Annotated in this window: 11 protein-coding genes; 6 read left to right on the plus strand and 5 right to left on the minus strand. The window is 62.5% G+C overall.

What is annotated here, in order from left to right; translation table 11 throughout:
- The first annotated feature begins 196 nt into the window (after nt 1–196).
- Complete coding sequence (locus tag VMH22_14275) at nt 197–11,224, plus strand: CARDB domain-containing protein (protein HTW92854.1); 11,028 nt, start codon at nt 197–199, stop codon at nt 11,222–11,224.
- Nucleotides 11,225–11,443: 219 nt separating this feature from the next.
- Nucleotides 11,444–13,714, plus strand: coding sequence for a FlgD immunoglobulin-like domain containing protein (locus VMH22_14280; protein HTW92855.1), 2,271 nt, complete (start codon nt 11,444–11,446; stop codon nt 13,712–13,714).
- A gap of 133 nt (nt 13,715–13,847) precedes the next feature.
- Here VMH22_14280 and VMH22_14285 read toward each other — a convergent pair whose 3' ends face one another.
- From VMH22_14285 to VMH22_14305, 5 genes are all read right to left on the minus strand, one after another.
- Nucleotides 13,848–14,135, minus strand: a complete 288-nt coding sequence (locus tag VMH22_14285; GenBank protein HTW92856.1) for a hypothetical protein — start codon at nt 14,133–14,135, stop codon at nt 13,848–13,850.
- A 193-nt stretch (nt 14,136–14,328) separates the two neighbouring features.
- Nucleotides 14,329–14,547, minus strand: a complete 219-nt coding sequence (locus tag VMH22_14290; GenBank protein ID HTW92857.1) for a hypothetical protein — start codon at nt 14,545–14,547, stop codon at nt 14,329–14,331.
- Between the two features lie 657 nt (nt 14,548–15,204).
- On the minus strand, nt 15,205–16,038 hold the full coding sequence (locus VMH22_14295; protein HTW92858.1) for a CvpA family protein: 834 nt from the start codon (nt 16,036–16,038) through the stop codon (nt 15,205–15,207).
- An 891-nt stretch (nt 16,039–16,929) separates the two neighbouring features.
- Complete coding sequence (locus VMH22_14300; GenBank protein HTW92859.1) at nt 16,930–18,429, minus strand: PAS domain S-box protein; 1,500 nt, start codon at nt 18,427–18,429, stop codon at nt 16,930–16,932.
- A gap of 72 nt (nt 18,430–18,501) precedes the next feature.
- Nucleotides 18,502–20,115, minus strand: coding sequence for an ATP-binding protein (locus VMH22_14305; GenBank protein HTW92860.1), 1,614 nt, complete (start codon nt 20,113–20,115; stop codon nt 18,502–18,504).
- 178 nt (nt 20,116–20,293) lie between these two features.
- On the opposite strand from VMH22_14305, the gene VMH22_14310 reads away from it, so the two are divergent.
- The 4 genes from VMH22_14310 (at nt 20,294) to VMH22_14325 (ending at nt 22,970) form a co-directional block, all read left to right on the plus strand.
- Nucleotides 20,294–20,965 (plus strand): hypothetical protein, encoded by a 672-nt coding sequence (locus tag VMH22_14310; protein HTW92861.1) that lies wholly within the window; start codon nt 20,294–20,296, stop codon nt 20,963–20,965.
- Between the two features lie 142 nt (nt 20,966–21,107).
- Nucleotides 21,108–21,803, plus strand: a complete 696-nt coding sequence (locus VMH22_14315) for a hypothetical protein (GenBank protein HTW92862.1) — start codon at nt 21,108–21,110, stop codon at nt 21,801–21,803.
- Nucleotides 21,804–21,817: 14 nt separating this feature from the next.
- The gene (locus VMH22_14320; GenBank protein HTW92863.1) at nt 21,818–22,627 is read left to right on the plus strand and encodes a DUF4097 family beta strand repeat-containing protein; all 810 of its coding nucleotides are present in this window, start codon (nt 21,818–21,820) and stop codon (nt 22,625–22,627) included.
- A gap of 46 nt (nt 22,628–22,673) precedes the next feature.
- Entirely contained in the window at nt 22,674–22,970 is a 297-nt protein-coding gene (locus VMH22_14325) for a metalloregulator ArsR/SmtB family transcription factor (GenBank protein ID HTW92864.1), read from the plus strand.
- The last annotated feature ends 4 nt before the right edge of the window (nt 22,971–22,974 follow it).

Below are 22,974 nucleotides of genomic sequence, written 5' to 3' on the forward strand. Positions count from 1 at the left end.
CGGATTTGCTTTCGGCCTCCTCGGAATCGAGTGGACGCATTTGACGTCTCTCTCAAGTTCACGTAAAATAATATGATGGCAATGTGTCCGTGGGTACGGACTGCTATCGGCCAGTCGGCATTACCGCCACACTGGGAGGTTAAACTTTCCGTTTGGGTCGCAACTGCCGAACCTTCTCAGGTCGGGAGGTAATTGCATGAAGGTGAACGTCCGTCCTTACTGGCTCGTTTTGCTCGCCGCCGTGCTGATTGGCCGGGCCGTGGCGCAGCCCCAATTGCCCGCGAATCTGTCGCCCGGCAATGGCTCGGCCGGCTCGTCCGTCGCCACTCGCCAATCACCGATCACCAATTACCAACTGCACCCCTGCGGCCTGATTGTACAGGACCCGCGCAAGATTCCCGGGATGATTCTGGACAAGCCGCATCCGGGCGGCCCGCGCACCTTCTCGGTTTCGGGCGACCTCTCGAGCCAGATGCCACCGGTCGGCGACCAGGGCCAGCAGGGCTCGTGTACCGCGTGGGCCACCGGCTACTACCAGAAGACCCACTACGAGTGGCGCGAGTATCACTGGAACGACTCCACCACCAGCCACGAGTTCAGCCCGGCCTTCATCTACAACCAGATCAACGGCGGCGCCGACTACGGGTCGAGTATCTGGGACGCTTTCACGCTGATGATAGACCAGGGCTGCGCCTCGATGGCCGACTGTCCCTACAACCAGAACGACTGCACGTCGTGGCCGTCCGAATCGTCCTATGCCCATGCTATCCCGAACCGGGGCAGCACCGCCCACTGGTTCTACATGACGGACACGAGCGGCATCAGAATGGTCAAGCAGCGTATCGACTCCGGCGTCACGACGGTCATCGGCATCGAGGTCTACCACAACTGGGACAGGATCGACAGCTTCGGCTACAAGTACTGCGTGGCCGACACTCCCGCAGGCAGCTACCGCGGTAATCACGCCATCACCATCGTCGGCTACAACGACACCCTGACCACACACGACGGCACCGGCGCCTTCAGGATAGTCAACTCCTGGGGCACGTATTGGGGCCAGTCCGGGTACGCCTGGATGTCTTACAAGGCGGCCACCGACTCGGTGCTCTCCCAGCAGGCCGGCTTCTACCTCGACGACCTCATCGGCTACACCCCGACCATGATCGGCCGTGTGAAAATCACCCACCCGGCCCGCGACAAGGTCGGCATCCGCATGGGTGTAGGTCGCCCCTCAGGTCCGAAGTGGACGAAGGACTTCCGCACCTGGCGGTACCCATGGGTCGACCAGTCCTTCCCTAACCACAACATCGTCTTCGACATGACCGAAGGCGAGCCGTACATCACCAACGGCCAGACCGACACGGTCTTCGTGCGGTGCATCGACGACGTTCACGACGGCAAGACCGGCACGATCAACTACTTCGCGGCCAAACACCTGGTCTGGAACGCGACCGCCGTATCGCCCGACACGCCGGTGAGCATTCCTGACTCCGGCGTCGGGGTCTATGCTCGGGCCAAGATGGTCCGACCGCATGACGTGGGTGTGACCGTGATTCTCGCCCCGACCGGCACTGTCGACTCCGGCTCGACCATAACCCCGCAGGCAAGGGTAAAGAACTTCGGCATCGACACCACGACGTTCCCGGTTACCTTCCACATCGGCTCGGGCTACACTAACACCCAGACCGTCTCGAACCTCAAGAACGGCGACTCGGTGGTGGTGTCATTCAGCAATTGGACTGCGGGTCAACGCGGCACCTACGCCACCCGCTGCTCGACCGGCCTCACTGGCGACCTGAATCACGCCAACGATACACTGGGCGGCTCGGTGACGGTGCGGGTAACTGATGTCGGCGTCAGGACGATCATTGCCCCGACCGGCACGGTCGATTCCGGGTCGACCATCACACCGCAGGCACGGGTAAAGAACCTCGGGACCCAGGCCGCGACTTTCCCGGTAATCTTCCGAATCGGCTCATCCTACAACAACACACAAACGGTCACGGGCCTTGCCGCCGGCGACTCCGTGGTGGTGTCGTTCAGTTCCTGGACCGCAGGGCAACGCGGCACCTACGCTACGCGTTGCTCTACGAACCTGACCGGCGACCAGGTTCACTCGGACGACACGCTGGGCGGCACGGTCACGGTGCGAGTCACCGATGTCGGGGTCAAGACGATAATCGCTCCGACCGGTACGGTGGATTCCGGCGCAAGCATCACGCCGCAGGCCCGGGTGAAGAACTATGGTACGGTTGCAGTTACATTCCCGGTGACCTTCCGGATCGGCTCCTCTTACAACAACACCCAGACCGTCACGAGTCTTGCTGCCGGCGACTCCATTGTTGTATCGTTCAGTTCCTGGACGGCGGGTCAGCGCGGCACCTACGCCACCCGCTGCTCGACCGGGCTCACCGGCGACCAGGTACGCTCCAACGACACGCTGTCCGGTTCGGTGACGGTGCGTGTGACTGATGTCGGCGTGACCGCGATTGTCGCGCCAACCGGCACGGTCGACTCGGGCTCGACCATCACGCCACAGGCAAAGGTCAAGAACCTGGGCACGGTTACAGCGACATTCCCGGCAACCTTCAGCATAGGTACCGGCTATACCAATACCCAGACCGTCTCGAACCTTGCGGCCGGCGATTCCGCGGTGGTATCATTCAGTTCGTGGACTGCGGGGCAGCGCGGCACGTACGCTACACGGTGTTCTACCAACCTGACCGGGGACCAGGTCCACACGAACGATACGCTGGGCGGCACGGTCACGGTGCGGGTCACAGACGTCGGGGTCAAGACGATAATCGCTCCGACCGGCACCGTTGACTCCGGCACGGTCATCACCCCGCAAGCGCGAGTGAAGAACTATGGTACCGGCGCGGCCACATTCCCGGTGACGTTCCGTATTGGTTCCTCGTACAACAACACCCAGACGGTAACGAACCTGGCGGCCGGCGACTCGGCCCTGGTCAGCTTCACGAACTGGACTGCGAGCCCGCGTGGCGTGCTGGCCACGCGTTGTTCCACCGCACTTTCGGGTGACCAAGTACACGGCAACGATACACTTTCCGGCACGGTAACGGTACGCGTTACCGACGTCGGGGTGACCGCGATTGTCGCACCCACGGGAACAGTAGATTCCGGCACCACGGTTACGCCGCAGGCCCGGGTGAAGAACTTTGGGACGGTCTCCGCCACATTCCCTGCCACCTTCCGCATCGGAACGGGCTACACCAACACGCAGACGGTGAGTAACCTTGCGGCCGGTGATTCAGCGCTCGTCTCCTTCGCGAACTGGACCGCGGGCCAGCGCGGCACCTATGCCACGCGTTGCTCTACTAATCTCACCGGCGACCAGGTCCACTCGAACGACACGCTGGGCGGCACGGTCACGGTACGCGTGACCGACGTCGGCGTGACCGCTCTTGTCGCCCCTACCGGGACGGTTGACTCCGGCACGACCATCACGCCTCAGGCGAGGGTGAGGAACTTCGGCACGGTGAGCACTACATTCCCTGCCACCTTCAGAATCGGAACGGGCTATACCAACACGCAGACGGTGAGCAACCTCGCGGCCGGTGATTCGGTGGTTGTATCTTTCAGCAACTGGACGGCAGGTCAGCGCGGCACCTATGCCACGCGTTGCTCTACTAATCTTACTGGCGACCAGGTCCACACTAATGACACGCTCTCGGGTACGGTCACGGTGCGGGTCACGGACGTAGGCGTGTCCACGATTGTCGCGCCCACCGGCACCGTTGACTCCGGTACGGTCATTACGCCACAAGCCCGCGTAAAGAACTATGGCACAGCAGCAGCTACATTCCCAGTGACCTTCCGCATTGGCTCTTCGTACAACAACACTCAGACGATCACCAACCTCGCTTCAGGCGATTCAATCCTGGTCAGCTTCACCAACTGGACTGCAGGTCCGCGCGGCACACTCGCCACGCGTTGCTCCACCGCGCTCTCGGGCGACCAGGTTCACGGCAACGACACGATGTCCGGCACCGTGACGGTACGCGTTACCGACGTCGGCGTGACCGCGATTGTCGCACCCACGGGAACAGTAGATTCCGGCACCACGGTTACGCCGCAGGCCCGGGTCAGGAACTTCGGGACGGTCTCCGCCACATTCCCTGCCACCTTCCGAATCGGAACGGGCTATACCAACACGCAGACGGTGAGCAACCTCGCGGCCGGTGATTCGGTGCTGGTCTCCTTCGCCAACTGGACCGCGGGCCAGCGCGGCACCTATGCCACGCGTTGCTCTACCAACCTGACCGGCGACCAAGTCCATGTCAATGACACGCTGTCAGGCTCAGTCACGGTGCGGGTCACCGACGTCGGGGTTGCTGCGATTATCGCGCCCACCGGCACGGTGGATTCAGGCGCGACCATTACGCCTCAGGCGCGGGTGAAGAACTACGGAACATCCGCCGCCACGTTCCCATCCACCTTCCGCATCGGGACCGGCTACACCAATACCCAGACTGTCACCAGCCTCGCCGCAGGGGACTCCGTGGTTGTGTCTTTCAGTTCATGGACTGCGGGGCAGCGCGGCACATACGCCACCCGCTGCTCGACCAGCCTCTCGGGCGACCAGGTACACAGCAATGACACGCTGTCGGGCTCGGTCACGGTGCGAGTAACTGACGTCGGTGTGGCCGCGATAGTCGCTCCGACCGGCACCGTCGATTCCGGGTCGACCATTACACCGCAGGCCCGGGTCAAGAACCTCGGGACTCAGGCTGCAACCTTCCCGGTGACCTTCCGCATCGGCTCATCCTACAACAACACCCAGACGGTTACGAGCCTCGCCGCCGGCGACTCCGTGTTGGTGTCCTTCGCCAATTGGACCGCGGCTCCGCGTGGCACACTCGCTACGCGTTGCTCGACCGCACTCTCGGGCGACCAGGTGCACGGCAACGACACTCTCTCCGGCACCGTAACGGTACGCGTTACCGATGTCGGTGTGACCGCTCTTGTCGCCCCTACCGGGACAGTTGACTCCGGCACGACTGTGACGCCCCAGGCCCGGGTGAAGAACTTCGGCACGGCGTCGGCGACATTCCCGGCCACCTTCCGTATCGGGACGGGCTATACGAATACCCAGACGGTCAGTAACCTGGCGGCAGGCGACTCGGTGCTGGTGTCTTTCGCGAACTGGACCGCAGGCCAGCGAGGAACGTACGCCACGCGCTGCTCTACGAGCCTGACCGGCGACCAGGTCCACGTGAACGACACCCTCTCCGGTTCCGTGATCGTCCGTGTCTCCGATGTCGGTGTTACTCAGATCCTCGCCCCGACCGGCACGGTCGACTCCGGGTCGACCATTACACCGCAGGCCCGAGTGAAAAACTACGGCACGGGCGCGGCCACATTCCCAGTGACGTTCCGTATCGGCTCCTCGTACAACAACACACAGACGGTCACCAACCTCGCATCCGGAGACTCTTTGTTGGTGTCCTTCGCCAACTGGACCGCGGCTCCACGCGGTGTGCTGGCTACACGTTGCTCCACCGCGCTTTCGAGCGACCAGGTCCACACTAATGACACGCTCTCGGGTACCGTGACGGTGCGAGTCACCGACGTCGGAGTTGCTGCGCTTGTCGCGCCTGCGGGAACAGTGGACTCCGGCACGACATTGACCCCGCAAGCCCGTGTCAGGAACTTCGGCACGTCCTCCGCGACATTCCCGGCCACGTTCCGCATCGGCAGCAGCTATACCAACACCCAGACCGTCTCCAACCTCGCTGCGGGCGACTCGGTGCTGGTATCGTTCAGCAACTGGACTGCAGGACAGCGAGGGACCTACGCCACGCGCTGCTCTACGAACCTGACCGGCGACCAGGTCCACGTGAACGACACCCTCTCCGGTTCCGTGATAGTCCGTGTGTCCGATGTCGGTGTTACTCAGATCCTCGCCCCGACCGGCACGGTCGACTCCGGGACGACCATCACACCTCAGGCGCGAGTGAAGAACTACGGCTCTGCCGCTTCCACCTTCCCTGTCACATTCCGTATCGGCACGGGCTACAACAACACCCAGACCGTAACGAATCTTGCAGCCGGCGATTCAGTCCTGGTCAGCTTTGCCAACTGGACTGCGGCTCCGCGTGGTACTTTGGCTACGCGTTGCTCAACTGCCCTCGCGAACGACCAGGTGCATAGCAACGATACGATGTCGGGCACAGTGACTGTGCGGGTCACCGACGTCGGAGTTACCGCTCTCCTCGCGCCTACCGGGACGGTTGACTCGGGCACGACTATCACACCCCAGGCAAGGGTGAAGAACTTCGGCACGGTTGCCGCGACGTTCCCGGCCACCTTCCGTATCGGGACAGGCTACACCAACACCCAGACGGTGAGTAACCTCGCGGGCGGCGACTCGGTGGTGGTATCATTCAGTAACTGGACTGCGGGGCAGCGAGGCACCTACGCTACGCGGTGCTCTACCAACCTGACCGGAGACCAGGTCCACAGCAATGACACACTGTCCGGATCGGTCACGGTAAGGGCAAGCGACGTCGGCGTGACCGCGATTGTGGCACCAACTGGTACGGTCGACTCCGGCTCTACTATCACCCCGCAGGCGCGAGTGAAGAACTACGGTTCTACGGCCGTGACGTTCCCAACCACCTTCCGCATCGGTTCCAGCTACAACAACACCCAAACTGTAAGCAACCTCGCCTCCGGCGATTCCGTGCTGGTCTCCTTTGCCAACTGGACCGCCGGACAGCGCGGCACGTATGCCACACGTTGCTCTACGGCACTGTCGGGCGACCAAATCCACACCAACGACACTCTGTCGGGTTCGGTTACGGTGAGGGTCACCAACGTCGGGGTGACGGCTATCATCGCGCCGCCCGACACGGTCGATTCCGGCACGGTCGTAACCCCGAAGGCACGAGTGAAGAACTTCGGCACCGGCGCTGCAACCTTCCCCGTCTTCTTCCGAATCGGGTCCGTCTACTCCGACTCACAGAGCGTCTCCAATCTCGCGGCCGGCGACTCAATCCAGGTGTCGTTCGCTAACTGGACCGCTGGACCGCTCGGCACCTACGTCAAGCGTTGCTCGACTGCCCTGGCCGGTGACCAGGTACACACTAACGACACCCTGTCGGGTTCGGTCACGGTGAAACCCGCACCGTTCCTGGACGTCGGCGTGACCCAGATCATCTCGCCGACCGGCACGATCGACTCGGGCACGGTGGTGACACCGAAAGCTCGCGTCAGGAACTTCGGCAATACTACCGTCTCATTCCCGGTCGCCTTCCGTATCGGCTCCTTCTACTCCAATTCTCAGACGGTCACCAACCTGGCCGCGGGTGACTCGGTGCAGGTTAGCTTCACCGACTGGACTGCGGTGCAGCGTGGCACCTCGGTCACGCGCTGCACAACATCGCTCAGCGGTGACCAGAACCACTCCAATGATGCCCTGTCCGGTTCCGTGACGGTACGGGTCACCGATGTCGGTGTGACCGCTCTTGTCGCCCCTACCGGGACAGTTGACTCCGGCACGACTATGACGCCACAGGCCCGGGTGAAGAACTTCGGCACGGCGTCGGCGACATTCCCGGCCACCTTCCGTATCGGCAGTGGCTATTCCAACACCCAGACAGTCACGAACCTCGCTGCGGGCGACTCGGTGCTGGTATCGTTCAGCAACTGGACCGCAGGGCAACGGGGCACCTATGCCACGCGCTGCTCGACCAACCTGACCGGAGACCAGGTGCACAACAACGACACCCTCTCCGGTTCCGTGATCGTCCGCGTCTTAGACGTCGGTGTCAGTCAAATCCTGACCCCAACGGGTACGGTCGATTCCGGCACTACCATCACGCCGCAGGCCAGAGTGAAGAACTTCGGCTCTGCTGCCGCGACGTTCCCGACTACCTTCCGTATCGGTACGGGCTACAACAACACCCAAACTGTCAGCAATCTTGCGGCCGGCGACTCCGTGCTCGTGTCCTTTGCGAACTGGACCGCCGGGCAGCGCGGCACATATGCCACACGTTGCTCTACGGCGCTGTCGGGCGACCTGGTCCATGCAAACGACACCCTGTCGGGTTCCGTAACCGTGAGAGTAACGAATGTTGGCGTGACCGCCATCGTCGCGCCGCCTGATACAGTAGACTCGGGTAGCGTCGTTACTCCGCAGGCCCGCGTGAAGAACTTTGGGACCAACTCCGCGACGTTCCCCGTCTTCTTCCGTATCGGGTCTGTCTACTCCGATTCCCAGAACGTCACCGGCCTCGCGGCCGGCGACTCGATTCAAGTGTCGTTCACTAACTGGACGGCCGGGCCGCCCGGGACCTACGCGAAGCGTTGCTCAACCGCTCTGGCCGGCGACCAGGTCCACAGCAATGACACGCTGTCCGGATTAGTCACCGTCAAGCATGCACCCTTCGTGGACGTCGGAGTCATCGCGATTGTCGCGCCCGCGGGAACGGTCGACTCAGGCACGACCGTCACGCCCCAGGCAAGGGTGAAGAACCATGGCACGTCCGCCGCGACGTTCCCCGTTACGTTCCGCATCGGTTCCTTCTACTCCAACTCTCAGACCGTCACCAATCTCGCGTCGGGCGATTCGACTCTGGTCAGCTTCACCAACTGGACCGCGGTGCAGCGCGGCACTTCGGCCACGCGCTGCACGACAGCGCTGTCCGGTGACCAGAACCACTCCAATGACGCGATGTCCGGTTCCGTAACGGTGCGCGTCACCGACGTCGGAGTCTTCACGATTGTCACACCGACCGATACCGTCGATTCGGGCGCCGTCGTCACGCCGAAGGCCCGTGTCAGGAACTACGGCACCGACGCCGTAACGTTCCCCGTGACGTTCCGCATCGGCTCGAGCTACACCAACACGCAGACCGTCAGCAACCTCGCTTCGGGCGACTCGGTTCAGGTGAGCTTCGCCAACTGGTCCGCGGCCCCGCGCGGTCCGCTGGCTACGCGCTGCTCAACAGCACTGTCTAACGACCAGATCCACGCCAATGATACGCTGTCCGGTGCAGTCGTTGTGCGCGTCACCAATGTCGGCGTGACCGCGATAGCGGCGCCAACCGGCACCATCGACTCCGGCACGACCGTAACTCCGCAGGCCCGGGTGAAGAACTATGGCACCGGTTCTGCGACGTTCCCGGTGACATTCCGCATCGGCTCCTTCTACTCCAACTCCCAGACCGTTACGAACCTTGCCGCCGGCGACTCCATACTGGTGTCATTCAGCGACTGGACTGCGGTGCAGCGCGGCACGTCTGTCACCCGCTGCTCTACCAACCTGGCCGGCGACCAGGTACGCGGTAATGACACGATGTCCGGCTCAGTCACAGTGAGAGTGACAAACGTCGGCGTGACGGCAATCGTTGCGCCGCCCGATACTGTCGACTCGGGTACGGTCGTCACACCCAAAGCCCGTGTTAGGAACTTCGGCACCAACTCCGCCACGTTCCCTGTCTTCTTCCGCATCGGGTCCATCTACTCCGACTCCCAGAACGTTACCAACCTCGCGGCCGGTGACTCAATACAGGTATCGTTCACTAACTGGACCGCCGGACCGCCCGGCACGTACGTCAAGCGTTGCTCGACCGCTCTGACCGGCGACCAGATCCACGGTAATGACACGCTGTCCGGAATGGTCACCGTCGCGCACGCGCCGGTCACAGATGTCGGCGTAACCGCGCTCATCGCGCCCACGGGAACGGTCGACTCGGGGGCCACCGTCACCCCGCAGGCGCGGGTCAAGAACTTCGGCACGTCCGCTGCTACCTTCCCGGCCACCTTCCGCATTGGCTCTTCCTACACCAATACCCAGACCGTGAGCAATCTGGCTGCCGGAGACTCCGTGCTGGTCTCCTTTGCCAACTGGACCGCGGTGCAGCGCGGCACTTCGGCCACCCGCTGCACGACGGCTCTGACGGGTGACCAGAACCACTCCAACGACGCGCTGTCCGGCACAGTGACCGTGCGGGTGACCGATGTCGGTGTGACCAGCATAGTTGCGCCGACCGGTACGGTCGACTCCGGTGCCACCATCACCCCACAGGCCCGGGTGAAGAACTTCGGCACGGCGTCGGCGACGTTCCCGGCCACCTTCCGCATCGGTAGCGGCTATAACAACACCAAGACAGTCTCCAACCTGGCTGCGGGCGACTCGGTGCTGGTATCATTCAGCAACTGGACCGCAGGACAGCGAGGCACCTATGCCACACGTTGCTCTACCAACTTAACGGGAGACCAAGTCCATGCCAACGACACGCTGGCTGGTTCGGTCACGGTACGAGTCATCGACGTCGGGGTAGCGGCCATTGTCGCGCCGGTCGATACGGTCGACTCCGGAGCAACCTTCACCCCGCAGGCTCGCGTCAGGAACCGCGGGACCGGCGCGGCCAGCTTCCCGGTGACCATGAGCATCGGCACGTACGCAGACACCCAGAGCGTGTCCAGCCTGCCTGCGGGTGACTCGATTCTCGTGAGCTTCACCTCGTGGACGGCAACGGCACGCGGGGCGAACGCGATTCGGTGTTCGACCGCTCTCAGCGGCGACGTCGACCACACCAACGACACGCTGCGCGGCTCGGTTGCGGTGCGCGTGCGCGACGTGGCCTGCATCCAGCTCCTCGCGCCGCCGGATACGATCGACTCCGGCGCGACGGAGACTCCGCGGGCAGTGATACGGAACCTGGGCACCACCGACGAGACGTTCAACGCGCGGCTTGCCATCGGCGCATCCTACGCAGATACGGTTCCGCTCACGCTGGCGGCCGGCGCGACCGATACGGCGAGCTTCGCGGGCTGGACCGCGCCAGCGAGCGGGGCATTCCCGATCCTCTGCATCACCATGCTTCCGACCGACAAGAACAGGGCAAACGACTCGCTGCGGGACACGGTTGTCGTGTTGCCCCCTACCGGCGTGGCCGAACGACAGGTCCTGCCCCGTGTGCTCGCACTCTATTGCCCTGCGCCCGACCCGATGCGCGGAAAGTCCGTAATCCGGTTCAGCATTCCCCGGCATGGACAGGTAATCCTCACCGTCCGCTCGATAACCGGTGCAGTCGTGCGAACCCTCTGCAACTCCTCACTCTCCCCGGCCTACTACTCCCTTGTCTGGGACGGCCGCGACAACTCGGGCCGACGCGTCGCACCGGGCATCTACTTCTGGCGGCTTGAGTGCGAGAACACCGTTATCACGCGCAAGGCCATCAAGCTGGACTAGCGCCGGCCGGACCTCAGTGGCGGGACGAGCTTCACCGGGCGCTTGCGGACCGAGGGCGACCAGCCTTGACGTCAGCCCACGCTGCCGGGTAGAATTATCAGGTGTTGATGTTCGCCGGCGAGGACCGCCGTGGGCGTCCCGGCGCTACGGTCGCACTAGAATTCAGGTTTTCCCGTTTCGACAATGACCGCATCGATCCCCTTTTTGGGAGGTGCTAATATGAGACTTCATTTCTGTAGCCGTCACGTCCTTCTGCTTGTCGCGTTGCTGGTTGGCCCCACCGCTACGCGGGCCCAGTCGCCGGCGAAGTCGTCGCCTCGCGACAACCCTGCTGGTTCGTCAATCGCCAATCGCCAATCGTCAATCGTCATTCCCCAGCCCCTGCACCCGTGCGGACTGATTCGCGAGGACGCGAGCAAGATTCCGTGGATGATCCAGGACAAGCCCGCCCCGGCCGCCGCACATGTTGCCCGTGCCCTTGGTTCGGGTGACATATCCAGCCAGATGCCGCCGGTCGGGAACCAGGGCTCCCAGGGCTCCTGCACCGCGTGGGCCATCGCATACTACCAGAAAACCCACTACGAGTGGGTCGAGCATCATTGGAACGACTCGACGACCAATCACGAGTTCAGCCCGGCGTTTGTCTACAACCAGATTAACGGCGGCGTTGACTCGGGCTCGGACTTCTCCGTCGCCATGGCCCTGATTGCCGACCAGGGCTGTGCATCCATGGCCGACTGTCCCTACAACCAGAACGACTGCACGAGCTGGCCTTCCGAATCGGCCTATGCCCGCGCCATACCGAACCGCGGCGGCGCCGCCCACTTTTTCTGGATGCAGGATTCTACCGGCATCGATGAGGCCAAGGCGCGCATCGACTCCGGGCTGACGACGGTCATCGGCATCGGCGTATGGTCCAACTTCGACAACATCCAGAACTACAACTACACCTATTGCGTGGCCGACACTTACGGCGGCGACCGCGGCGGCCACGCGGTGACCATTGTCGGGTACGATGACAACAAGTCCACGCACGACGGGATGGGCGCCTTCAAGATGGTGAACTCCTGGGGCACGGGCTGGGGTCAGTCCGGATACTGGTGGATGTCCTACGTGGCAGCCACGAATGCGACGCTCACCTCCCAGCAGGGCTACTACCTCGACGACCTCGTCGGTTACTCGCCTACCCTGCTAGCCCGCGTGAGAATAACGCACTCGGCCCGTGACAAGGTCGGCATCCGACTCGGCGTTGGCTCTACCGCGTATCCGAGCTGGGCCAAGGACTTCCGGACATGGCGTCACCCCCTGGTTAACCAACCCTTTCCGAACCATAACATCGTCTTCGACATGAGCGACGGTGCGCCGTACCTCCAGGATGGCGAGGCCGACTCAGTGTTTGTGCGGTGTATCGACGACGTCTCCGACGGCAAGACCGGAACCATCCACTACTTCACTGCCAATCAACTGATGTGGCCCGCGAACGCCGTGTCGCCCGACACGCCGGTCAGTATTCCCGACTACAACGTCGCAGTTTACGCTCCGGCCAAATTCATACGGCCGCACGACGTCGGCGTCGCCGCAATCCCCGTTCCGACCGGCACCTTTGACTCGGGCGCCACGGCCAGCCCCCAGGCCAAGGTGAAGAACTACGGCACCAACACGGAATCGTTCACGGTCAAATTCCGTATCGGCGCCTACTCGGACACCCAGCGGGTGACTAGCCTCGCTGCCGGCGATTCGGCCACCCTTACCTTTGCGTCCTGGACGGCAACCGCGCGCGGCACCAACACCACCCGCTGCTCCACCGCCCTCAGCGACGACAACTCCGGCAATGACGTGAGCCAAGGTTGGGTCATCGTCCGCGTGCTCGACGCCGGGTGCACGCAGATCCTCTCGCCTCTGGATACGGTTGACTCCGGGGCGACGTTCACGCCGCGGGCTGTCATCAAGAACTTCGGCTCGGCCATCGAAACCCTCAGCACGCGGCTCACCATCGGCACCGGCTATGCCGACACGGTCTCGGTCACGGTGGGGTCCGGCAAGACCGACACGGTCGCCTTCCCCAACTGGACCGCGCATGCGCTTGGCACGTTCGCAGTGACCTGCTCCACAATGCTCGCCAACGACGTCTACCCGGGAAACAACGTGTCACGCGAATCGATCGTGGTCAGACCGACCACCGGGGTCGCCGAACCAACCGGGCTGCCGAAAGTCCTCTCCCTCGAACGGCCCCTTCCCGACCCGATGCGCGGACAAGCGACAATCCAATTCAACATCCCGCATGTCGCTCAGGCGAGCGTGACTATCCGCTCTGCGACCGGAGCCCTGGTTCGGGTACTCACCTCTCCCCAGCCCCTCGTCCCCGGCACATACTCCGTCACTTGGAATGGCCGTGACGACTCAGGCCGCCGCGTCGCGAAGGGCGTCTACTTCTGGCGTCTCGAAACCGGAAGCACCACGCTTACCCGCAAGGCTATCAAGATAGACTAGGCTCTACAAACCTCAAGGGGCGGAACGCATTGCGTCCCGCCCCTTCATTTCAGCTCAGGTCGCCCCGACTGGGGCAGTTTAGGCTGCCCCAGCACTTACCTTCGATCTACCGGGTTCGCTCGCCCACACCTACTCAGTACGCAAGCCCTCGCATGGGCAGCCTCGGATCAACCAGCCTGCAGGACCCCGGTACGCAGCCCGACTGCACGCCGCTCGGAAGCCGCTGTTGCGCGAACAGATGGTTCACCCAGCCGAACAGCGACGCCACCGATCGAGGTGGAAGCACAGGATAGGTTGTAGGATAGGGTGAAACCCTGGGCATAAGCCCAACCGGTGCCACTGTCCCGCGTTGGACCGGTGCGACCGCCATCGCTACACCTGCAAGAGCAACCAGCAAAGCAAGAGTAATAATCCGATTCATGATAAGCTCCTTTCATTCGAACCCTCAACGACCGATCTTAGACCCCGGCCCACAGAATCGGATTCGGCACTGTCATTTCCCCCGAGGGGATACGGTATGCGTACGGCACCCGGTGGAACCGGCGCTGCGCGTCAAATAGGAGGACGGAATCGCATGTCTATCCCTCCAAGTCCCTCGCTATTCCGTGGAACTGCTACAGCGCTGCTTCGAGGTTGTCGGCAATCTCGATTACCCCGCAGGCCTTGCGGCCAACGAACAGGACGTAGTCGGCTCCGCCCGTGTCGAGCGTGAGCTCGCTCACGACCACGCCTGGTCCCGCTCCAAGGTCAATCGCCGGCCGGGCCTTGACAACCCAGCCAGTGGCTTCGAGCTCTCCGTCCATCTTCTCTCGCGCCCACTCTTCAGCATTCATGAAGGAAACCGCGGTATCTTGGTTTCGCGCCTGACAAAGTCAAGCGGCCTACCCTGCCCCAGGAGACTAAATAGGGACGCTACCCATTTTGACTAATCCTGGACCTGTCAATATCAGGTCCGGGCTATCGTTGGCCTGCCCGAATGAGACTAATTCGTATCATTAGTCCTACGCGGCCTTCCGGCGTATCTGCTTGCAGCTTGTGGCTTTAGGATTGAGGAGGGGAATGACACCCCCACCCGGGGGATTACCCCCAAGATAGCTTAAGGGATTGGTTGGGACATAGCCCGAAGGGTCATCTCCACCACAATTCTCGGATGAACTTCCTCCGCAACTCGCCGGGTTGGTCTACCGGTTGCTCTCCGGTTAGCTTCCCCGGTTAGTCCACCCGTTACTCCACCGATTCCTCTCCGGTTTGGTCGGAGCGTTGCGGTCCGGCTAACTCCGCGGGTTGCCGTCCTCGTTGGTCCCGGGGTAGCTCTGGCCGTTGCTGACCAGATAGCTTCCCGGACAACTTACTGGGGAGCCTCGGCCGAAGCGGGGCCGCGCCGCTGACTGGATCCGCCTACTTGGCCACGATGAGACGAGTTCAGAACCGGGGCCTGTGCTTGGGCTTGCGTTCTTCGTGGGCCGGAGCTTGCGGCTTGTTGTTTGCGGCTATCTCGGTTGGAACGACCTGCCGCACACCGGACAAACGCCCTTGGGGTACACCGGCCGGTCGTTTGGCCAGACTCCGCAGTCAATCGGCCCGAGTGATTCGGCGACTTCCACGGGGCAGTGGCCGTACATGCGGTGGAATCCCTCAAACGTCTGACACCCATCCGATGTCCGGCCGCAAACCGGGCAGGTGAACCGCGGCGAAACCGAGACACCGATGCGGCGGAAGTAGCCGTCGAAGTGAACCTTGGCCCCGCACTCGATGCAGGTTGCACCATGCAGCCGCGAGTAGTTGATGCGTTCGACCAGCGCCGCCTGTTCGGCTTTGCCTTCGTCCTCGAACCTGATTGCCCGGGCGTTGAGCATCGGGAAATCGAGGTTGACGGCGTCAGCAATGTAGTAAGGCAAAGGCGCGGCCTCGACGAACGGCCGGGCCAGGGTTGAACGAAGTACTGCCTCTTGTCCCGATCGGCCGCGACCGATGACCGGGACGAACACCGCGGCGATGAGGCAGCCGATGACAAGCCCGATACCGGCGGCGGCAAGGCGGCCCAGCGGTGTCCTGCCCCAGTCAGGGTCTGCCTTGAGCAGCCTGAGCAGCGCCGGGACGAGCATGACCGTGGCGAGCGCGGCGATTCCGAAGGCGGCGAACCCGGCCGCGTAGGAATGGAAGAGGCGATGGAAGAGAGAGAAGGCAACAAACCCGGCCCAGACGGCGCCGATTATCCGAACCACATCGAACAGCGCGAAGAACAGCCCGCGCCGCGCTTCAGCCAAGATGCCGGCGAGGACAACGAAGAGGATGAGGAGGTCTACCAGGAAGGCCACGTTCAATTATACCAGACGAAGGCAGATAAGGGGGCGGAAAGACAACCGCCAAGAACGCCAAGGCCCCGAGAGGATTGACCGCATATTACCTAGCGCGGCCTCGGAGGCCGCAACCAAACCTGATGTAACCGCAGATGTCACAGATGACGCAGATGGCCCGGAGAGGACATCCACAGATTTCGCAGACTACACAAATTGCTCAGATGAATCCCGGTGCGAATAATGCCCGTCATCCGGAAGAACCGAATCCGAGTCTTGCGCCGCGGTGGTGGCATTTGTGGGCGGCCGCCAGGAACTTGGCGGCCTCGGGACAGAGGCGGCGGAGAGGAACAACGCTCCGACCGCCTGGAGGCAAGAGAACAGCGGGTCACAATGACCCGCTGTAGAGGACGCAGGGGTTGGGAGGAATAGGCCCTGCGCCTCAATATCATCCGCACCCACCCTTCGTCTAGCAATACTCAGCACTAACTTCGTAGCCGCTTAGCAGGCGACAATCCAGACTGTCGCATGCATAAACACGGACTCCTCTTTCATCATTCACGGTCACTTCCATCTCATCATCTCTGTTCATGTCACTCACATTCTTTCTAAAACACTCTTAGACCCCTTGGTGCGGCTTGGGGTTCTGCTGAAGGGAAGCGACGGCGCAAACATGGCCGGAGCATCCGCGAGCCTTCTTGCGCGTCTAAAGAGGCGGACAAGGTGGGTAGGTTAGAGGAAGTTGTGAAGTGTCCACAGTCCGGACACGGACTGATTTGAAGACTGGGAATCCCCCTTAGGGGACCACTATAGCGGGAGCGACCCTCCCGCTATTCCATTTCCAGGACGGGGATCAACAAACCACAGATAGAAACCGATGAACAAGGATGACTCTTAAGGCCGGGCCGGAGTCTGTGTCTATCCGTGTTTATCCGTGGTTGAGTTTCCGGAAGCTCGCGGCAGGGTGAAGCCAAAGCGGCTGCCTTTGCCCGGTTCGCTCTCGACCCAGGCTTCGCCGCCGAGCTTCTCCATGATGCGGCGCACGATGGAAAGGCCCAGTCCTGAACCCGTGGCGCGGATCTGGTGCAGGCGGGTGAAGGGCGTGAAGAGCCGCGACTGCTGTTCCGGTGTAAGCCCGGGCCCGTTGTCCGAAACCCAGAACCTCGCCTTCTCTCCTGCGATCTCAGCGCCCAGTTCCAGCCGTGGTGGCTTCCCGCCGTACTTCATCGCGTTCGACAGGTAGTTGGCCCAGACTTCTTCAATCCAGGGGCCGTAGCCGATCGCAACCGGCCACTCCTTGGGGAAAATCAGGGCCGGTTTATACTCCGCGGTCATGTGCGAGAGGCGCTGGATTGCGCCGTGTACGACCGCTGCCATGTCGACCGGCTGCCGTTCGACTTCGGCCTTGCGCACGCCGGCGAGGAGCAGCAGTTCCTCGATGATGTTGTTCATCTTGCGCGCGCTCTGGTGTACCGCCTGGAGCGACTCGTCGACGTCCTTGGGACTCAGCTTCACGCCCTTCGTGGTCAGGAGCTCGGCGAATCCGAGCACTGCGGCGAGCGGGTTCTTCAAGTCGTGCGCAACCGTGTGGGAGAAGGCGTCGAGTTCGGAAATCAGCCGCTCACGCTCTTCCTCCATCCTCTTCCGCTCGGTCACGTCTTCCTTCACCGAGACGAAGTGGGTTATGTTGCCGTCGCGGTCGCGGACCGGTGACACTGAAGAGAACTCCCAGAACAGCTCGCCGCTCTTCTTCCGGTTGTGGAACTCGCCGTGCCATTCGCGGCCGCCCAGGATTGTCGTCCAGAGGCCCTGGTAGAATTCACGCGGGTGCTCGCCCGACTTGAGGATACGCGGGTTCTTGCCCAGCACTTCGTCGGAGGCATAGCCGGTCAGGCTGGTGAACTTCGGGTTCACGTATTGAATCCTGCCCTCGGTGTCGGTAATGACGACCGAGGCCGGACTTTGCTCCACCGCCAGCGTGAGCTTTCGCACCTGCGCTTCGGCCTGGTGCCGGCGGATGGCGTTCTCGACTGTGACCGGCAGCTTCTTCAGGTATGCGCGCTCGTGATCCTTCACGAGGTAGTCGTCAGCGCCGTTCTTCATCGCCCTGACCGCAATCTCTTCGTCGCCGGCCCCGGTCGTGAACACGAGCGGCAGCCCGCGGGCCAGTTCGATCACATCAAATGCGTTGCCGTCGCCCAACGCGTAGTCGGTGACGACCGCGTCGTACTGGTTGCCCTTGAGCAGTTCGCGCGCCTCTGCGACCGAGCCGGCGATTGCGTAGTCATAGGGCGAACCAAGCTCGCGCACCGCCCGCTTGAACGCAAGCTGGTCGATGACGTCGTCCTCGACCAGCAACAGGCGGTAGCGCACGGACGACGTCACTCCTGCATCCTTCCTGGTCGTCTCATCACTCATGATTTACTCCGCGACTGACGCGACCTGGCCGCGCGGCATCTCGCGTCTCACATTCCGACCCCTGCATCCTGACTAGGCTCCAACGGCCGGGGTCGGTTTCGGCAGGGTGAAGTAGAACGTGCTGCCCTTGCCGACCTGAGATTCAATCCAGACTCGGCCGCCGTACAGCTCGACCGACTTCTTGACTACCGCGAGTCCGACTCCGGTGCTGTCGGATTGGTCGCGCGGCTTCAGGGTCTGGAAAAGCTGGAACACCCTGTCCCGGTCCTTCTCCTCTATTCCCGGCCCGTTGTCCCTGACGAAGAACTTCCAGAACCCGCCTTCCTCGGTGCAGCCGACCTCGATCAACCCTTCAGGCTTGTCCATGTACTTGATGGCGTTGGAGAGCAGATTCTGCAGTACCTGGCTGATGCGCGTCCGCTCGATGTTGACCTTGGGCAGTCGGGTCTTTATCGCCACTCGGATGTGCGGCGGCGGCGACAGCAGGTCTATCACTTCGGGCACCAGTTCTGCCGTGTCTACCTCAACTACCTGCTCGCGGGTCCGGCCGGCCCGAGAATACTGGAGGATGCCGTCAATCAGGTCGTGCATCCGCTTGACCCGTCCCAGCAGCAGGTCGAGTTGTTTCCTGCCGTCGTCGTCGAACTTCTCCTCGTAGTCCGCGGCGAGCCATTTCGCCAGCGAATCGATTGCCCGTAGCGGGGCCTTGAGGTCGTGCGAGACCACGTGCGCGAAGTCGGCCAGCTCCTGGTTCGCCGCCTCGACCTGCTTCAGCAACTGCGCCTGCCTTTCCTCGGCCCGCTTCCGCGCGTCGAGTGCGCCGCGCAAGTCCTCGGCGAACTCCAAATACGACCGGTTGGGCCCCTTCAGCTCCCGGTAGAGCCGGGCATCGGCAATCGCCAGCGCACTCGCCCGGGCCACGACCAGCGCCATGTCCAGGTAGTGATCTCTGTGTTCGGGGAAAGAAACGCCCTCGACCTCAAGCACGCCCAGGTTCTTGGTCCGGTGCCGCAGGCTCACCCGGAACCCGGCCCCGCTCTCGGTCCAGTCATAGGCCCGACTGAATGACGCCAGCCGCTGTCTCACTTCTTCCGATTCGCCGAATCCTGCCGGCTGCGACCAGATGCGCTGCGGCCTGCCGTCCTCCAATGCCAGGAAGACCATCGTGGCCGGGGCGAGCATCGTCGCGAACAGGTCGAACACCTTCGAAACCACCTTCTCCTCGGCCAGGGTGTCGGCGAGCCCGCTCACCAGCGCTTCAACCATTTGCGAGTCGGTCAGACGCCGGTAAGCGCTTGCGAGCATGGCGTTCAGCCGCGCCCGCTGAGACTCCAGTCGCCACTCAAGAACGACCTTCTCGCCGAGCAACACGAGTCGTTCGCGTCCGGATGCTGACAGGGCCGCAGGCAGACCCTCGCACCGGCGAATGACGGATATCGGGCGTCCGTTTGCGTCGACCGGGTCGGAATCAGGAAGACACTCGCCCGCAAGTACTCGAAACTGCTGGCAATCGCCTGCCGCTGCCGCAGCCCGCTCCACATTCTGCCACCCGCAGCTGTGCCTGGCGCACTCGCCGGGAAATGAGATCAGGCGGACATCGTCGAACCGGCCGGCCGCAACCAGCTCGACCGCAGTCGGGAAGAGCCCCTCGCACAACAACACGGCGAGTCTGTCCGGACCCGGCATCAGAGATCCTCAGCCACAAACGACTTCCGACCGAAGGCTTCCAACAGGGAGTAGCCTACAATGCGGAATCCCCTCGTCAAGCGGCGGCTATTGAGCTTGACATGGTGTGGCCGCAGGAGTATCCTGTGTCGTGCGCTCAGGCTTGAATCAGCGAAACGCCAAACAGGAGTAACATAGTATGAAGAAGCTCTATGCCGGACTGGCCGCCGTCCTGGTATCGCTCGCCACCGTCGGCGTGAGCCACGCCGGTTCGACCTTTTACGGGGTAACTAACCCGAACGGTCACACGCTCATTGTGGACTCGGCCCTCGTGAAGGTCGGTTCGAAGCTTGACACTTTCCTCACTCCGGGATGGGGTATTGGGTCGGGCAATGACACCTTCCATTTCCCCGACGTCCCCTCGTGGCCGGACACGATCACGCTCTACGGAACGATCGACGCCCAACCCAACGCGTCACCGTTCCCGGCCCCCAAAGCCGACACGTGGTACCGGTTCATGTGGCCGCAGATCACCGCGCCATTGGCGATGTTCTATGGCACTACCGGGATTGAAGAGCCGATTACCGTGGTGGAACCCCTGCAGAGGCTGGTTGTGATTCCAACCGTCGTGACGACGCAGATGGCCGTCAGGCTGCAGCCCGCGGGATCGGGCAGGCCGATTGTCGAAGTCCTCGATGCGGCCGGCAGGCTGATTCGCTCGCTCAATTGCGCGACCGGAGCTGACGGACTTGCCACAGCTACGTGGTACCGTGATGACGGAAGCGGACGCCTCGTGCCCCGCGGTGTCTACTTCTGCCGGTACCACACACCATCGGCTGCCGCGGTCCGAAAGGTCTTGGTAGCGAACTAGCCGTTTTCGACTGTTGCGAAGCCGCCGGCGGTGTTACCATCGGCGGCTTCGTGCATAGCCCCGAAGCGACGGACCTCGCGCGTGGGGTCCCTCCGTTGACACACCCAGCTGCCGTTCTATACTACTTCATGGGAGCTCGAACATGCGAATATTCCTGATCGTCATTCTACTAGCCGCGGCCGTGCCGACGTCGGCGCAGAATTCGGCTGAAGCGTGGCTCATCCCGTTCGCCGCTGCCTACCAGCCGCAGGTAGCCGGTTTCAACAAGGCGTTCGCGAACCACGGAATGCCGGCGTCAGCCAGCCGCCATTACGGTTGGGGCATCGAACTCCGCGCGCTCACCGGTTCGTTCCTCATCGGCCCGCTTTTCTTCCGGACATGGGACGACGCGGAGAACAGCTCGTACGAGCTCCGAACCGACGCCAACGGCATTTTCGGCGAGGCGGGCCTGAAGCTGGCGCCGGCCTCTTTCCTTACCATCGTCCCGCTGCTTGGGCTCGGCGGCCTCTCGCAGTCGTTCGGGCTGCGGAGCAAGTCTTCGGCGCAGGCACCACTGGATTCGCTCCTGGGTGACCTGCCGCGCACAGCGTCGTTCTCATCGGGGCTGCGCCCCGCAGGCATGGGCGCTCTGGAGCTGGGTCTCATACTGAACACCAAAGCGGGACGAATCGGAATCACTGTGCGCGGGGGCTATCTCTACTCACCGTTCACGCCGACTTGGCACCTGTCCAATGACGCGGAAGTCAGCGACGCACCGGTGACACACCTCGGCGGCCCCTTCTATTCCGTCGGCCTGCTGCTGATGCCCGAAGCTCAGAACGAGACCTCGACGCAGTAGCAAATGAGAGACGCATGAGAGGCCCGCTTTGCCGGATGCTCCCGGTGGTCCTGTTGGCACTTGCCTGTCTTTACACCTACAGGCTGGTGATACCGGAGGCGCACACGTACGCTGCCACCGACATCAGCGCACTCGGCGCGGCGACCCTGAACGGGACCATCAGCGTTACTGCTTCATCGGACACCGCCATCACAGTAGACGTTGCCAGGCATGCATACGGTCGAGACAGCTCCGATGCGGCGAAAGCATTAGCGAACGTCGTGTACGGCGACACGGTCATCGGACGCGAGCTCAAGATCAAGGCCGACATGCCGAGCAGCGACCGGCCCTACGGCGCGGATTTCGACATCGCGGCGCCGGAGACTCTCGACCTCTCCCTCTCCACGACCAACGGCAGCATCACGGTGACCAGCTTGGCCGGTGACATCAGGGCCAGCACGACCAACGGCAACGTCCAATTGACCGGCACGACCGGCAGCGCGAACCTGTCGACGACCAATGGCAAGCTGGTAGTTCAAGTTCACAGCGGCACGGTCCACGGCACGACCAGCAACGGCACGATTGACTGTGACGTTTCCTCGCTCGGCGCCGCCGACAGCGTCGATCTCGAAACCACGAACGGCAAGGTAACGCTGCTGCTGCCGGTGGACGTTTCGGCGCTGATTGACGCGACGAACACCAACGGATCGATAACCTTCTACGATTACACGGTAACTTACAACACCCAAACCAGCAACCACGTACGCGGAACCATCGGTTCCGGCGCGTCTCCCATCATGATTACGACCACCAACGGCGATATCGTGGTTCGCCGGAGGTCGTGATGCGAAACGGGAATCGCCGACCAGACATGGAGCGTCCAAGAAGTATATGAAAAGCTGCATAGACCCGGCTGCGGCTCGGAGAATAGCTCAGGCATTCAAAGCGCTGGGCCACCCTCTAAGGCTGCAGTTGGTGACTGGTCTTATGGACCAGGAGTGCAATGTCAAGCACATCACTAAGTGTCTTGGTGTTGCTCAGGCCACGGTCTCGCAGCAACTGGCTGTGCTGAGGGCAGCCGGTGTGGTATCCCATGAGCGAAAAGGCAATCAGGTATGTTACCGGGTGACAAGACCCTGGCTCCGCCGGCTGGTCGGCCTTGTCGCCGAAGCACAGCAGGAGGATTGAATCG

The organism is bacterium (genome assembly GCA_035505375.1).
Taxonomy (GTDB): Bacteria; Hydrothermota; Tepidihabitantia; order Tepidihabitantales; family Tepidihabitantaceae; genus UBA2258.